9 protein-coding genes and 1 pseudogene are annotated in these 15,133 nt (G+C 65.6%); 6 read left to right on the plus strand and 4 right to left on the minus strand.

Going from position 1 to position 15,133, the window contains the following annotated elements; translation table 11 throughout:
* Positions 1–76 precede the first annotated feature (76 nt).
* The 3 genes from PQR42_RS01840 to PQR42_RS01850 all read left to right on the plus strand — a co-directional run bounded on the left by PQR42_RS01840 (position 77) and on the right by PQR42_RS01850 (position 5,226).
* Entirely contained in the window at positions 77–1,858 is a 1,782-nt protein-coding gene (locus tag PQR42_RS01840; RefSeq protein WP_408384695.1) for a VRR-NUC domain-containing protein, read from the plus strand.
* Positions 1,855–4,119 carry an ATP-dependent DNA helicase gene (locus PQR42_RS01845; protein WP_408384693.1) on the plus strand — a complete coding sequence of 755 codons (2,265 nt, stop codon included), beginning with the start codon at positions 1,855–1,857 and terminating at the stop codon, positions 4,117–4,119. The genes PQR42_RS01840 and PQR42_RS01845 overlap by 4 nt, the downstream gene beginning before the upstream one ends.
* Positions 4,120–4,374: 255 nt before the next feature.
* Complete coding sequence (locus PQR42_RS01850) at positions 4,375–5,226, plus strand: alpha/beta fold hydrolase (protein WP_408384690.1); 852 nt, start codon at positions 4,375–4,377, stop codon at positions 5,224–5,226.
* On the opposite strand, the gene PQR42_RS01855 is transcribed toward PQR42_RS01850, so the two are convergent.
* From PQR42_RS01855 to PQR42_RS01870, 4 genes are all read right to left on the minus strand, one after another.
* The gene (locus PQR42_RS01855) at positions 5,165–7,810 is read right to left on the minus strand and encodes a mechanosensitive ion channel family protein (protein ID WP_408384688.1); all 2,646 of its coding nucleotides are present in this window, start codon (positions 7,808–7,810) and stop codon (positions 5,165–5,167) included. The genes PQR42_RS01850 and PQR42_RS01855 overlap by 62 nt on opposite strands.
* Before the next feature lie 288 nt (positions 7,811–8,098).
* Positions 8,099–8,449, minus strand: coding sequence for an NIPSNAP family protein (locus PQR42_RS01860; protein ID WP_408384686.1), 351 nt, complete (start codon positions 8,447–8,449; stop codon positions 8,099–8,101).
* Between the two features lie 139 nt (positions 8,450–8,588).
* Positions 8,589–10,325 (minus strand): MFS transporter, encoded by a 1,737-nt coding sequence (locus PQR42_RS01865; protein ID WP_408384684.1) that lies wholly within the window; start codon positions 10,323–10,325, stop codon positions 8,589–8,591.
* Positions 10,326–10,442: 117 nt separating this feature from the next.
* Positions 10,443–11,879, minus strand: coding sequence for a sigma 54-interacting transcriptional regulator (locus PQR42_RS01870; protein ID WP_408217842.1), 1,437 nt, complete (start codon positions 11,877–11,879; stop codon positions 10,443–10,445).
* 1,351 nt (positions 11,880–13,230) lie between these two features.
* Between PQR42_RS01870 and PQR42_RS01875 the strand changes: the two genes are divergently transcribed.
* The 3 genes and pseudogenes from PQR42_RS01875 to PQR42_RS01885 form a co-directional block, all read left to right on the plus strand.
* Positions 13,231–13,518 carry a hypothetical protein gene (locus PQR42_RS01875; RefSeq protein ID WP_408217845.1) on the plus strand — a complete coding sequence of 96 codons (288 nt, stop codon included), beginning with the start codon at positions 13,231–13,233 and terminating at the stop codon, positions 13,516–13,518.
* A 67-nt stretch (positions 13,519–13,585) separates the two neighbouring features.
* Positions 13,586–14,788: a CpaE/TadZ family protein gene (locus PQR42_RS01880; protein WP_408384682.1), complete on the plus strand. Its 1,203-nt coding sequence runs from the start codon at positions 13,586–13,588 to the stop codon at positions 14,786–14,788.
* A 177-nt stretch (positions 14,789–14,965) separates the two neighbouring features.
* Positions 14,966–15,070 (plus strand): annotated as a pseudogene (locus tag PQR42_RS01885) (isoprenylcysteine carboxyl methyltransferase); the annotation flags it as partial.
* Positions 15,071–15,133: the final 63 nt, after the last annotated feature.

Consider the following 15,133-nt stretch of genomic DNA (forward strand, 5'->3'; position numbering starts at 1 on the left):
TTAAGGCAATGTGGCCGGGCTCGCCACGGATTTTGCTATCATCACTGTATAAACATACAGGTTTCGTGAAAGTGCCGTGGCAACACCTGTCTCTCCCTACGCTCTCTACTATCTGCTGAACTTCGAGCGCGCTCTGGCGTGGCTCGCGCAGCGTTACGACGACGTGTTCGACGCTCACGAACACGCGTTTCTGCGCGAGTTCGCCGCGTTGCCGCAGTCTTCGCGCGCGCTGCTGGTGCGCATGCTGATGCGCAAAGGCACGCTGTTCCGCGCGAGCCGCCTGTCTTACGACGAGATCGGTTGCCCGTTGCAGGCGGCCGCGCCGATCGCGGCGCTCGGCTGGGTCGACACCGAACCGGCTCTTACGCTCGACGAACTGTTCGCGCTCACCACGCGTGCCGAGTTGATGGAGATGTTCGCGGACGCCATCGCGTTGATTCCGGGCGCGAGAAGCCTGCGCAAGCCGGACCTGATGGAAACACTGCGCCCGTTCCATGCGAGCGAGAGTGAGGAGAAAGGCGCCACGGCGCGCCCGCTTTCGGCATGGCACGGTCGAACTGAAGACCGCGTCCTTCACGTGGCGATCGCGCCGCTTTGCGAACGTCTGCGTTTGATGTTCTTCGGCAATTTGCAGCAGGAGTGGTCGGAGTTCGTGCTCGCCGACCTCGGGGTGTTCCAGTACGAGAAAGTGGCGTTCGCGCCTTCGTCGCGTGCGTTCCAGCAGCGTGCGGACGTCGACGTTTATCTCGCCTTGCATGCGTGCCGCGAGGCGCTCGAATGGCTGCCCAGCGGCGAGACGGAAGCAGCGGCGATCGACGAGCTCGTTACTTCGGTCGCCGCCATCGAAACTGCCAACCCCTGGCTTGAAACGCGGCGCGCGAAACTGTTGTTCCGCATCGGCTACCTGTGCGAGCGCCGGCAGAACTGGGCGGCCGCGCTCGCCGTTTATGAGCGTTGTGCGTGGCCCGGCGCGCGTCATCGGCGCATGCGCGTGCTCGAACGCAGCGAGCGTTTCGACGATGCCTTCGCGCTGGCCTCGCAAGTCGCCGCCGCGCCGGAAAGCGAAGAAGAGGCGCAACGCCTCGCGCGCATGCTGCCGCGTTTGCAGCGCAAGCGTGGCGAGGCGATCGCGCGTGTGCCGGCGGCTCGCCCGGTCGAGCGCAGCACGCTGGTGCTGCCGCGGCCCGAGGCGCCGATGCCGGTCGAATATGTCGCCCGCGATCATTTGACGTGCGAGACCGCACCGGTGCATTACGTCGAGAACGCGCTGATCAACTCGCTGTTCGGGCTGTTGTGCTGGGAGCCGGTCTTCGCGGCGTTGCCAGGGGCGTTTTTTCATCCGTTCCAGCGTGGTCCGGCCGATCTGCACGCGCCGGATTTTCATGCGCGCCGCGCGGAGCAGTTCGCCGCGTGTCTTGAACAACTCGATAGCGGCGTTTATCGCGAGACGATTTTGCGGCATCTGCATGGCAAGGCTGGGCTGCAATCGCCGTTCGTGTTCTGGGGGATGCTCACGCCGGAACTCGTCGCGCTGGCGCTCGACTGTTTGCCGGCCGCGCATCTGAAATTGTGGTTCGAGCGTTTGCTGCACGATATTCGCGGTAACCGGTCCGGCTTGCCAGACCTGATCCGCTTCTGGCCGACCGAGCGCCGCTATGAGTTGATCGAAGTGAAAGGCCCCGGCGACCGCTTGCAGGACAACCAGATTCGCTGGCTCGCGTACTGCGCGCAGCACGGCATGCCGGTGCGCGTGCTTGATGTGCGCTGGGCCGATGAAGCCGCAGTCGCGGAAGGTGGCGCGGCTGAAGTTGCTACCGAGGTCGCCACCACCGCACCCACCACCGAGACCACCGCATGACCTACGTGGTCGCCGTGCGGGCGATGTGCGAGTTCACCGCGAGGCGCGGCGATCTGGATCTGCGGTTCACGCCGGCGCCGACCTCGCTCGAAGGCATGGCGGGCCACGTGACGGTCGCCGGCCGGCGCGCAAGCGGCTACGAAACCGAAATCACGCTGACGGGCACGCATCGCCGCCTCACCGTGCGCGGCCGCGCCGACGGTTACGACCCGAGCGCGAATCGACTGGAAGAGGTGAAGACGCATCGTGGCGATCTCGAACGGATGCCGGCCAATCACCGCACGCTGCATTGGGCGCAGGCGCTTGTCTACGGTCATCTGCTGTGCCGGACGCGCGAGCTCACGGAGTTGACAGTAGCGCTGGTGTACTTCGATATCGGCACCCAGAAAGAGGTGCTGTTGACGCAAACGCATACCGCGCGCGACCTGGAGGTTTTCTTCGTCGAGCAATGCGAGCGGTTTCTCGATTGGGCCGTGCAGGAAGAAGCGCATCGGGCCGCGCGCAACACGGCGCTCGGCGCGCTGCAGTTTCCGCATGGGCAGTTTCGCAGCGGACAGCGCGAGCTGGCGGTGTCGGTGTATCGCTCGGCGCGCGACGGCAAGCCTTTGATGGCGCAGGCGCCGACCGGCATCGGCAAGACACTCGCGACGATTTTCCCGTTGCTCAAGGCGTGCGCGTCAGACCAGATCGACCGGGTGTTCTTTCTGACCGCCAAGACGCCGGGCCGCGCGCTGGCGTTGGACGCGATCGAAACGCTCCACCAAGGCGCCACGCGCCTGCCCTTGAGAACCCTCGAACTGGTCGCGCGCGACAAAGCCTGCGAGCATCCCGACAAGGCCTGCAACGGCGAATCCTGTCCACTTGCGCGCGGCTTCTACGACCGGCTCGACGCGGCCCGCAGCGCGGCGCTGGCGGGTCCGCGCCTCGATCGCGCGGCGGTGCGCGAAGCGGCGCTCGCCAACGACGTCTGTCCGTACTATCTGGCGCAGGAACTCACGCGCTGGGCCGACGTGGTGGTCGGCGACTACAACTACTACTACGACAGCAGCGCGATGCTGTATGCGCTCACGCAGATCAACCAGTGGCGCGTGGGCGTGCTGGTGGACGAGGCGCACAATCTGCTCGACCGCGCGCGGCGCATGTACACGGCGTCGCTCGATCAGGCGGCGTTCCGGCTCGCGCGCAAGACGGCGCCGGCCACCTTGCGCAAGCCGCTTGAACGGCTGCAACGCGAGTGGAACGCCGTCAAGCGCGCGCAGACCGCGACGTATCAGGTCTATGCCGACGTCCCCGGCAAACTGCTCTCGGCCGCGCAAAATCTGATCGGCGCCGTCACCGATCAACTGGCGGAAGCACCGCTTTCCATCGACGAAGCGTCGCTGCGCTTTTTCTTCGACGCGATGCATTTCGTCGCGCTGGCCGAGCAGTTCGGCGAGCATTCGATCTTCGACCTCACGCTGACCACGGACCGTTACGCGCCACGCAACAAAACGAATGCCACGCTCTGCGTGCGCAACGTGATTCCCGCACCGTTTCTCGCGCCGCGCTACGCGGCCGCGCGCACCACGGTGATGTTCTCCGGCACGCTCAACCCGCATCATTTCTATCGCGACACGCTGGGTCTGCCTGAACAAACCCGATGGCTCGACGTGGAAGGGCCGTTTCGCGCCGAGCAGTTGCAAGTGCGCGTGGCCGGCAACGTATCGACGCGATGGCGCGACCGCGAGCGTTCGCTCGTGCCGATCGTCGATCTGATCGCGAAGCAATACGCGGCGCAGCCGGGCAATTATCTGGGCTTTCTGAGCAGCTTCGAGTATTTGCAGCGCGTGGTCGCGCTGATGCGCGAGCGGCATCCGGACTTGCCGGTCTGGGCGCAGGAACCCGGCATGGACGAAGCGGCGCGCGATGCTTTTCTCGCGCGCTTCCGGACCATGAATCAGGGCGTGGGCTTCGCGGTGTTGGGCGGCGCATTTTCGGAAGGCGTCGATCTGGTCGGCCAGCAACTGATCGGCGCGTTTATCGCCACGCTCGGTTTGCCGCAGATGAACGAGATCAACGAACAGATGCGTCGCACGATGGAAACGAAGTTCGGCAACGGCTACGACTACATGTACCTGTATCCCGGTTTGCAGAAGGTGGTGCAGGCGGCCGGACGCGTGATCCGCACGGAGCAGGACCAGGGCGTGGTGCATCTGATCGACGACCGCTACCGGCGGCCTGAAGTACGGCGTCTGCTGCCGCGCTGGTGGGACGTGCAATAGCGCGCGCCTCTTTACCTCCCAGGTAATCGACCCGCGTACCGCCGCCCGGCACAGTGGCGTCACGGCATCACGATTCCCGCTTGAGGCCGCAACCATGTTGCATGAGACCAGGGCGCGCTGCGTGGGACCGGAGTAAATGCTGAAGCACTAACTCCGGGTCGGCATAAGCGCCAAAGCGCCAACTCTGGTCGACCGCTTTGCATGGGACCAGAGTAGGCGCTAAAGCGCCAACTCTGGTCGACAAAGGAGACTTCCATGAACGCGACCGCACCGTATCTCGCCGACGAACCGAACACCATCCGCACCGCCGACAATACACGCCTTTTCTACCGCGAGTGGGGACAGGGCACGCCGCTGGTATTCCTGTCAGGCTGGACGCTGAACTCCGACATGTGGGCGTATCAGATGGAACCGCTGTCGCGCCTCGATTGCCGCTGCATCGCCTACGACCGGCGCGGGCACGGCCGTTCGAGCGATCCGGGCCGCGGCTACGACTTCGACACGCTCGCCGGCGATCTGGAAAGCGTCCTGAGCGCGCTCGACCTAAGCGGCGTCACACTGGTCGCGCATTCGATCGCGAGCGGCGAAGCGGTGCGTTATCTGACGCGTTACGGTGCGGCGCGCGTCGCCCGGGTCGCGTTCGTCGCGCCCGCGGCCACGCCGTATCTGCTGAAAACCGAGGACAACCCCAACGGCATCGACGCCGCTTTATTCGAGCAGGGCCGCCTCGCGCTGAGCCGCTCCTTTCCCGACTGGATCGAGGCGAATGCGGCGCCGTACTTCGGACCGGGCGTGTCGCGCGCGCCGCTCGACTGGACGATCCGCATGATGCTGCAAACCTCGCATCAGGCGATGCTCGAACTGGCCCGCGTGCAGACCATCACCGATTTCCGCGCGGAACTGGCGAAGATCGAGGTGCCGTCGCTGATCCTGCATGGCGACCGTGACGCGTCGGCGCCGCTCGAACTGACCGGGCGGCCCACCGCGGCGCTGATGCCCGGCGCGTCACTGCGTGTCTACGAAGGTGCGGGTCACGGCTTTTACTTCACTCATGCGGAGAGGTTGAACCAGGATTTGCTGGCGTTCCTGGGCCGCCGGCCGGCTTAGGGTCGACGGGCAACTGGTCTTCCACCGGGGCGTCGGTTTGCTGGGCCGCGGCGGGCGGAGGCGCATCGGCGGGCGGCGCCTCGTTCAGTGCGTCAGGTGCGTCTTTGTGCGTGTCATCCGCTTCGATTCTGGCCGCCGCGCTTTCAGGGTCCCACGTCAGCAGATTGCGCTGCGGGTTCGCGATCTCGATGCCGCGCTCGCGGAACTGGTCGAGAATGCGCCGGTTGAATTCGCGCTGCACGCCCCAGCGCGCACTGTCGCGGCACTGAATCTGGCCGGCCAGCGTGATGGCGGAGCCGTCCAGCGCATCGACGCCCCAGAAGCTGAAGTCCGACAGAATGCCGTCCTTGAACTTGTCGTCCTCGCGCAAGGCCGCGCCGATTTCCTTCAGCGTGTTGATGGCGAGATCGACATCCTCGCCGAACACGATGTTGACCTTCACCGCCGCATTGCCGATGCCGCGGTTGGTGTTGTTCACCGTCGATACCGAGCTGAACGGCACGGTGTAGAGCGAACCGTCGCCGCCGCGCAGGCGCACGGTGCGGATCGACAGATATTCGACGGTGCCGGACACGCCCGCGAGCGTGACCCAGTCGCCGACCTGCATCGCGTTTTCCATCAGCAGGAAAATGCCGGTGATGAAATCCTGCACCAGTTTTTGCGAGCCAAAACCGAGCGCCACGCCGAAGATACTTGCGCCCGCCAGCAGCGGCCCGATGTTCACGCCGAGTTCACTCAGACCGGTGAGCACCACCACCAGCGCGATGGCACAGAAGAGCGCGCTGCGCAGCATCGGCAGCAGGGTGCGCAAGCGCGCGGCGCGCACGAGGTCGCCGCTGGTGGTCCAACTGTCCAGCCGCTGTTCGACCGATACGTTGACGCCTTCCCACACCAGCAACGCGATCACAGCCGCCACGCCGATCGTGATGATCGCCGACGCGAGCCGGTGCCCGATCGTGCCCGCACGGAACAGGTCGACCACATGCACGCCCCACACCTGCAACAGCGCGAGCGCGGTCACGATGCCGATGAGCCACGCCACCACGCGGCGCAGCAGCGGGTAATAGCGGTACGCGTGCTGATGCACGAGCGATTTGGCCGCGTCTTCCTGCACATTGAAGAGCCGGGCCAGCGCGCCGAACACCACGATCGACACGACCCGCGCGCCCACCAGCACCGCCAGCGAAATGCCGCCGAGATGCAGCAGCGCGTGGTAGCCGTTCTGCACGTCGAGCGCCCAGACGAACCACAGCGCCATCACGACGAACACCGCGGCCCACGCCCAGACCTCGGCGAATACATTGCCGGCGATCTCCAGCGATTTGCGCTCGGCAACGCGCCTGCGGATCAAGTCGCCGACCGGTTTCGCGCATTGCAAAAGCAGAATCGAGATCATGATGTGGCCGGCGAGCGCGACCACTTTCATCAGGGCGAGATGCGCCGCGTCGTTCAGGCCGAGCGACTGCGCGATCTCCGCGACCGCGGAACCCGCGCCCACCACGCTGACGATCCGCACCAACCAGCGCTGCACGAAGGCGGCCCACGCATCGCTCATGCGCAACAGACGCAGGCGCGGCGCGGCCGGTTGCAGGAAGAAACCGCTGACGATCACGATCACGCGGCACAGCACGTAGATATCGACCAGCGAATCGAGCGCGCGGTCTTGCGGCGTGCCGTCGTCGGTGAAGATCGACATCAGCGCGCTCGCCGCGCCGACGAATACCGCAAGCGGCAGCAGTCGCAGCACCATCGTCAGGAGCGCGCGCGGCAGGCGCCGCAGCAGCGTCCAGTGATGTTTGGCCTTCTGCTTGCCTTTGGCTTCGGTGACCTTGCCTTTGGCCGACGTGGCGGCGGATGTGCCTGACGGCACGGCGTCGGCTTGTGCCTGCGCCGCACTCACCGGCGAGGGCGGCGCAATGGGCAACGGCGGCGCGGCGTGCGGCGTGTCGGCCGGTTGGGGCGCGACGTCGACGGGCAGGTCGGCTTGCGCGGCGTCGTCTTCCAGTTCGCGGCGCGCGGCCAGCGCCCTGTAGGCGCGGCGCAGCAGGCGGCGTGCGAGCCATTCGAGCACGAGCGCGGGGATCAGCGCGGCCAGCAGCGACCACGCGACGTGGCCCAGCACGGCGCGCGCTTGCGGGTTGGTCGATTGCCAGTTCCACCAGGCGCGGACCGATGCGACATCGAGCAGCGCGGCGACCGAACTGCGCAACGACGTGCCGAGGTGGACGGCCCAATGCGCGCCCTGACGGGCCAGTTGCGAGGCGAGGCCGTTGGACTTGAACGCCGCCGGTACGATGGCGGCGGCGCCGCTCGCCGCAGCGGGCGCCGAGGCGGCCGCGGGCGCGGAAGCGGGCGGCGCGCTGAGCGCGCCGGCGGCGGCGATGGCCTGCAGCGTGTCGGCGACTTGCGCGCGGCGCTTGGGATCGTTAAGGACGGCGAGGGCCTGGCGGGCCTGCTCGGGTGTCAGCGTGACGCCGACGCCGGAGGCCGACGACGCGGGCGTGGCCGGCGCTGTCGCGGCGAAAACCGGCGCGGTGATGAAGGCGAGAAGAACGAAAAACCAGACTTGGAATAATTTGCGCATAGGGTGTAAAGCGGGGGACAGATGCGGACGGCTGTGCCGATACGTACGGACCGGTTCGGCGGCGTGACCATGAACCGACACGGGTTCGGCCGTACAAGTTCCTTGAACTGCCTGTGGCGCGAGGCGCCGGAAAGCCGGCGAGCCCCGCGCAGCGGCATCTTGCGGCAGCAAAAAACTTGCCTGTCGGACAGCACCGGATTGTCCCATACCGGCTGTGACGCTCAGGAATTCCCCTTGGCCTGTGCCTCTGCCTCCACGGCGGCAGCCGCAATTGCACCCCCCTCGCAATTACTCCGTCGCCGCTGACGCGCGCACCGGCGGCACGCCCAAGGTGCCTTCCACGACTTCGGTGAAGGTGCGTTCCTCGCGCAGAATGAAGCGCTTCGTCTGCGCCAACTTGAAGTTGTCGCGTGCCTCGGCATCGGCGCGCAGTCTCGCGCGATACGTCTCATAGGCCGCGAGGCTGTTGAACGCGATCAGGCCCCACGCGATGTCGTTGGTCCCTTCGTGCGGCAGGAAGTAGCCGATCAGATGGCCGCCGCAGCGCGGAATAATGCGGCCCCAGTTGCGGGCGTATTCGTCGAAGGCATCGCGCTGGAAAGGGTCGATCTGATAGCGGATGAAGCAGGTAATCGCCATGTGCAAGCTCCCGGTCGGTTGAGGGTCGTGGTCTGAAGCACCATGACTGCAGTATGGCGAGCGCCGGCCGGCGATGTTTCAGCGTGGTATGAACTATGGATGGTGAGCGTGCGAGAGCCGTGAATCAGCCACCGCGCATTTAAAGCGGCCGTTGCGAGCGGATTGTGAAGGCCGCCAGCGTCGCGCCGGCCAGCGCGCAGAACGCCGACACCAGCGCCACCGCCCGCAATGCCGCGCCTAAGGCTTCGGCCTGTGCCCGCGCCACCTCGGCTTGCGCTCGTGGCGCTTCCACATGTGTTTGGGCCGCGTTGGCTTCGGCTTGCGCCGTCGTCACATCTGCCGGCGCTCCGCCCACTTTCCCTTCCGACGCACCGGCCCCAGCGGCCGGCGACGCAGCGCCCGAATCCATGCCGACTTGCGCCAGGCTCGCTGCCGCGCGCGCCGCCTGCGGCATATGCAGCGCATCGAGCGCCGCATCGTGCGACCACACGAACACGATCCCCAACACCGCGATCGCCAGCAAGCTCGCCACCCGCGCCACCGCGTTATTGATGCCCGAGGCGACGCCGGTGCGAGCGGCGGACACCGAGGTCATCACCGTCGTCGTCAGCGGCGCGACGGTAATCGTCATGCCGAGCCCGAGCACGGCCAGCGCCGGAAGGAAGCCGCGCCAATACTCACCGCGTACCCACGGCAGCGCGAGCATCGCGAAGCCGGCCGCGGCGACGACCGGTCCCGCGGTCAGCAAGGCCCGCGCGCCGTAGCGGCTTGTCAGTCCGCCGGTGAAGCGCGACAGCAGGCCGATGGTCACCGGCACCGGCAGCAACGCCGCGCCCGCCTGGGTCGCGCTGTAACCATAAGCGCGGATCAGCGTGAACGGCAGGAAGAACAGCGCGCCGCCCAAACCGAAGTAAAGCAGCAGCGTGACGAGATTGGCGCCGACGAAGTCGCGCGAGCGGAACACGTCGAGCGGCATCATCGGATTGCGGGTTCTCGCTTCGAGCGCGACGAAAGCGGTCAGCACCAGCAGGCCGCCGAGGATCGACGCCAGCACCCAGCGGTTGCCGAAGCCGTGCGCCGAGGCGAGGGTCAGGCCGTAGGTCAAGGCGGCGAGTCCGGCGGTGGCAGTGACAGCGCCCGGCCAGTCGAGTCCGGCTGTCGCATGGCCGGCGGGGAAGGTGGACGGATTGCCGTCGTCGTCCTGCCGGCTGTCGGGGACGGCCATGATCGCCAGCACGACGGTCGCGCACGCAATCGGCACGTTCAGGAAGAAGATGGCCCGCCACGAAAATGCATCGACGAGCCAGCCGCCCGCCACCGGGCCGAGCGCCGAGGTGATCGCGCCGACGCCGGCCCAGGTGCCGATCGCCTGGCCGCGCTCCTTGTCGTCGAATACCGCGCCGATAATCGCGAGGCTGCTCGGCACCAGCAACGCCGCGCCCACGCCTTGCACGGCGCGCGCCGCGATCAGGGCGGCGGCGCCCGGCGCGAGGCCGCAGCCGATCGAGGCCAGCGTGAACAGCCCGATTCCGGCGATGAACACCGTGCGCCGGCCCAGTTTGTCGCCGAGCGACCCGCCCACCAGCACCAGCGCGCCGAGAAACAGCAGATAGGCGTCGACGACCCACTGGATCGCCGCCACGCTCGCGCCCAGTTCGGTCTGGATGGACGGCAAGGCGACGTTGACCACGGAACCGTCGATGAAGGCCATGCTCGAGCCGAGGATGGTCGCGGCCAGCGCGAGTTTCTTACGCCGGCACGGATGGACGAGGCTGGGATGTTGCGCGCGAATGACGAGCGCGTCGCACGGGCTCGCCTGAGCGGGCAGGACGGACGAGGAACGGCGCTCGAGCGCTGGTACGTGCTGGTCGGCCAAGTCCGCTCCCGGATGGATGAACGGCCTTCAGCATAGCAATGCCGGCGTGTCGGCGAAAGGCGCGAGGGATGCGGAAGCCGCGGCTAACACGGCAATCGCCACGCCGAGCCTACCCGCTCACACCAGCGAAGGCGCCCGCCGCTCCGCCTCGCCGTCGGCATCCGCGCCACCGGCGCCGTTCGAAGCACGCCCGGCGGCCGGCTCCTGGTGCAGCCGGTTGGCGTGCATCAACCGATACAGCGTGGCCCGCGAAATGCCGAGTTCGACCGCCGCCTCGGACAATTTGTAGCCATGCCGCTGCAAAGCGTGCTCGATCGCGTCTTTCTCGGCCTTGCTGCGGATTTCCGCCAGCGTCACGGCCGGCCCATTGTCGGCTTCCGGCAGGCCCAGATCGCTCGCCGTGATAAAGCGGCCCTCGCTCATCACCACGGCGCGGCGCACGCAATTGATCAGCTCGCGCACGTTGCCCGGCCACGGATAGTTCGACATGGCGACGATCGCGTCGCTCGACAGGCCGCGCAGTTTGCGCGCGCCGTCCTGTTTGTACATGCTCAATGCATAGTTGGCGAGCAGCTTGATGTCGCCGCCGCGCTCGCGCAACGGTGGCTCGACGAGGCGCAGCACGCATAGACGGTGATACAGGTCGGAACGGAAGCGCCCGTCTTCGACCGCCTTGTCCAGATCGACGTGGGTCGCCGAAATGACCCGCGCATTGACGTTGATCGGGCCACTACCGCCCAGCCGTTCGATTGTGCCTTCCTGCAGGAAGCGCAACAGCACCGCCTGACATTCATGCGGCATGTCGCCGATTTCATCCAGGAAGAGGGTCCCCTCATGGGCGCTCTCGATCCGGCCGATCTTGCGTTGGAGCGCGCCGGTAAAGGCGCCGCGTTCGTGGCCGAACAATTCGGCTTGCAAGAGGCTCGGCGGAATCGCCGCGCAATTGATCGCGACGAAGGGCCGTCCGGCGCGCGGCGAGCGTTCATGAATCGCCTTGGCGGTCAGTTCCTTACCGGTGCCGGATTCGCCGGCGACGAACACCGGCGCGTCGGTCACGCCGCATTTGTCGATGCGCCGGTACAACTGCTGCATGGCTTCGCATTGCCCGACCATGCCGTGCCGGCCGAGCGAGGGCTCCGGCGCGACTTCCACATGCCGCAGGCTCGACAGCCCATGCGCGTGGCCGAGCGCGAATACGAGCCGCTCGTTGAGCCACGGCCGTGTGACGAAGTCGAAGCAATAGTCGAGGATGAAGCGGCTGACCAGTTCGTTTTCCGCCTGGCCCGGCGCGATCTGGGCGACCCAGTTGGTTTCGACGCGCCGCATACAGGACGCCAGCGCGGACAGATGCTGGGATGTGCAGTCGCCTGGCAGTTCCACGAGGCCGACCTTGATATTGCCGCGCTCGAGCATACGCTCCGCGACGGCCGTGCTTTTGGCATGCACCGCTTGCCAGCCAGAAGCCGCCAGAAAAGCGGCCAGTTTCTGATCCGGCGAATTCGACACATATAGAACGGTGCGTTCCGTGTCGACAGGCGTGCAAGTCGTATTCATGTTACCCCCGGTTCGATGCAGCTCTCAGGACTGTTCTGCGACGTACCCAACAGACCGGCAAGATGCCGGCTTCCGGCCAACTGAGCCAGCCGGTCCGCATGTGCGGACCCGGACATGGATTGATCCACCGCTTTTGGGGTTCTGCGACTCGCAGCCCGGCGGTGACGATTCACGGTAGCGGCAATCTCGGGGGGCATGGAGCGGGCGGCGCGAGCCGCGAGGTGCTACATATCGGACGAATGGCGGGAACGGTGTTCACCGTTGTAACCGTCACACGATCTTTTCCCCGAATCACTCAAACCGTTTTTAACCTCGTTGGCCTGATACAAGCACTCTTCTTGGCGCATGGGCTTAACGATAAGCGAAACCGCTTTGGAGCGCCATACAAACAAGTCTGGATTCAGAAACGTTTTTCACATCACCCCATTGTCCTTGCGGTTCAAAAATGGACGGTCAAGTCCCGCTATGCTCGGCATTCCACATAGCGCCTCAATTCGTTTTACGGCAAATGTGAAACGGAACTGTAATTCGCGATTTACCTCGTCTCACGCCTGCGACACATTGGGCAGGGTGCTGCGACTACCAGGTAGGGTTCCGAAGCATCGGCATATTTGACCGGGATGTGACGCAGCGCCCGGCCCCACGCGGGACGTGCGGATTGCCTGGCGAGCAAACGGCCTGGTACGTCTTGCCGCGGCACGTCGGCGGACGCACAAGTGCGTGTCGAATTCGAATCAACGCGTGATGCGAACCGTGCGCGAGCAGGGTGCGCCGCAGCAACGATCACGGTGGCATAAGGGTTTGGGGGCACATGGCATAGCCGTTGCAATAAGCACTTCACAGCGAATGCTGTTGCCGCCCGGTCCGAACTTCGGGAAGCCGGAGTGAAAAGAGACCGGCGGCAAATAAGACTTCGTAGGCGCGGTGAGGGGAAGCCAATGCGTTCTACGAGGAGGCGGCGGGGCCACTGAAAAACAACTGTCATAAAAAGCACGGCGCGAATGATCGGTACAACGTACCGGTCGTCGTGACCGGACGATGTAAAGGTTGACCTCGCCACTTTTTCCGTCTGTTTCGGCGGAGATGAAGGGGATGGCAAAAACAACAAGTACCGCGCTCACGGAGTTTGCGAGCGAACGATACGCACAACAACAAGAAAACAGCGAAAGAAAAGCGGCGGGGTAGCGCGCGGTCGAGGACCAACCGGGCGCGATGGAGCGGGGAGGAAAGGCCAGAGCCTCCGTAGAGAGGCGCAGGTTACGAGGTGGACCGGGCGCCGTGTCCGTGAATTTGCGGACACGGCTCACCTGGACAGGGCAGTGAGAAAAAGCAAATCTTTGTGGGGGTTGTCATGACCAGACAGTTCACCAAGCCGGCCGGCACAGTACGGCCGGCTCGTCAAACCACCGTGTACTCAACGGGGGTCGCCTATCAACGGCATGTCGCCGCGCCGCGTGCGCTGTTCGCCACGCCACCGGTCGATCTGACGACGCTGGTGATCGCCGAGGCGATCAAGCGCCGGGCGCAAGCCGAGATCCAGCGCGAGGCGTTGCGCGACTCGGTGTATGAGATGCCGGTCTCGCAGGAACGAAACTACGAGCGCGGTGCGGACATTCACCCGTCCGATTCCGACGAATAACCGGAACATCGACCGCTATCGAGGTGGCGTCGCCAACCGAACGGCGTCAAACCGGCGGAGAGCCGACATGATCGACATCTTCCTGATTTCATCCAGCATGGAGCGTGCGCCGGAAATCGTCGCTCGCCTCGAGGCAAGCGGCGTGGCTTACCGGCTGCGCACCGCTCACGGCACAGCCCGGCAAGTGCGGGCGCACGACCGTGCGATTCGAAGCGCCGATATGCTGATCGTCGACGACGCCGATCTGAGCGCGCGCGATCTGGACGGCGTCGAGGAAGCGCTGGCCTGCACGCCGGCCCTGCATTGCGTGCTGATGACGGCGGCGCCGTCCACCGCCTTGCTGGGCGCGGCGATGCGTGTGGGCGTGCGGCATGCGCTGGCGTGGCCGCTCGACGTCGACGAGATCACCACCATTCTGATCCAGGCCGACGCGCGGAAAAATGCCATCGGCCGCCGCGCCGGCCGTGTCGTCTCGCTCGCCTCGAGCAAGGGCGGCAGCGGCACCACGCTGATCGCCGTGAATCTCGCGTATTCGCTCGCGGCGCTGAGCAACCGGCGTGTGCTGTTGATCGACCTCAGTCAGCAATTCGGCGACGCCAGCCTGCTCATGGCCGACAAACCGCCGCCCACCACGCTTGCCGATCTTTGCTCCCAGGCGGAGCGCCTCGACGCCGCGCTACTCGAATCATGCGTGATGCATGTCCACGCAAATCTCGATGTGCTGGCGGGTGCGGGCGATCCGCTCAAAGCCGCGGAATTGCTGCCCGCGCAGATGGAGTGCATTCTTGCGCTGGCGCGCGAGCGCTATGACGCGGTGCTGATCGACATCGGCCAGAGCCTGAATCCGTTGACGATCCATGCACTCGATCGCAGCGACGCGATCTGCATGGTGGTGCGTCAGAACCTGCTTTACCTGCACGGCGGGCGCCGCATGCTCGATATTTTCAGGGAACTGGGTTATCCGGCCAGCAAGGTGCGGGTGGTAGTGAATCATTACGACAAGAACGCCCAGATCAACCTGTCGAAGCTCGAACAGACGCTCGGCGCGAAGGTGGCGCATCAGCTCCCACGCGACGAAAAGCAGGCCAATGAAGCGCTCTGCCGCGGTGTGCCGCTGGTGACATCCGCCCGAGACAGCACGCTCGCGCAAGGCATCAGCCTGCTGGCGGACATGCTGTGGCCGTCCAGCGCCGAGCGCCGCAAAGGCGTGCTCGGCCGCCTGTTCGCGTCGCGGCCGAACGTGCCGCCACAGTTGAAGCCCGGGCATTGAAGCTATCCTGTCGAGCGGGACAGACTCGTCAGAAGCGAATCCGCACGTCCGTGGCGTGATCTGGACAGTGGACCCGTGCCGCGCCGCGACACTGGGAGCACGGCAGCCCTTGGCGTAGCCGGCTCAGATAATAATTCGCATGTCGAAACGAGTCGCCAATGACATGGACCACTCCGGCAGGTCGGCCGCATTCTGCGCGAGGAGAAACTGCAGTCCGATGACGAAAGCTATCGCGCTTATCGATGCAAGGTGCGGTTTCGCGTGATTCCCGGCGTGTTTTGACGGTGTATCGTGTCGTTGTGGCCGGCTACATTCGCGGCCTGTCTGATTACTTTCTAGAGCGCC

Source organism: Paraburkholderia sediminicola (assembly GCF_046027355.1).
Classification (GTDB): domain Bacteria; phylum Pseudomonadota; class Gammaproteobacteria; order Burkholderiales; family Burkholderiaceae; genus Paraburkholderia; species Paraburkholderia sediminicola_B.

Bases quoted from the DNA above. Each gene is read 5' to 3' on its own strand.
- PQR42_RS01845 (WP_408384693.1), top strand. From the start codon at position 1,855: ATGACCTACGTGGTCGCCGTGCGGGCGATGTGCGAGTTCACCGCGAGG.
- PQR42_RS01850 (WP_408384690.1), top strand. From the start codon at position 4,375: ATGAACGCGACCGCACCGTATCTCGCCGACGAACCGAACACCATCCGC.
- PQR42_RS01855 (WP_408384688.1), bottom strand. From the start codon at position 7,810: ATGCGCAAATTATTCCAAGTCTGGTTTTTCGTTCTTCTCGCCTTCATC.
- PQR42_RS01860 (WP_408384686.1), bottom strand. From the start codon at position 8,449: ATGGCGATTACCTGCTTCATCCGCTATCAGATCGACCCTTTCCAGCGC.
- PQR42_RS01870 (WP_408217842.1), bottom strand. From the start codon at position 11,879: ATGAATACGACTTGCACGCCTGTCGACACGGAACGCACCGTTCTATAT.
- PQR42_RS01875 (WP_408217845.1), top strand. From the start codon at position 13,231: ATGACCAGACAGTTCACCAAGCCGGCCGGCACAGTACGGCCGGCTCGT.
- PQR42_RS01880 (WP_408384682.1), top strand. From the start codon at position 13,586: ATGATCGACATCTTCCTGATTTCATCCAGCATGGAGCGTGCGCCGGAA.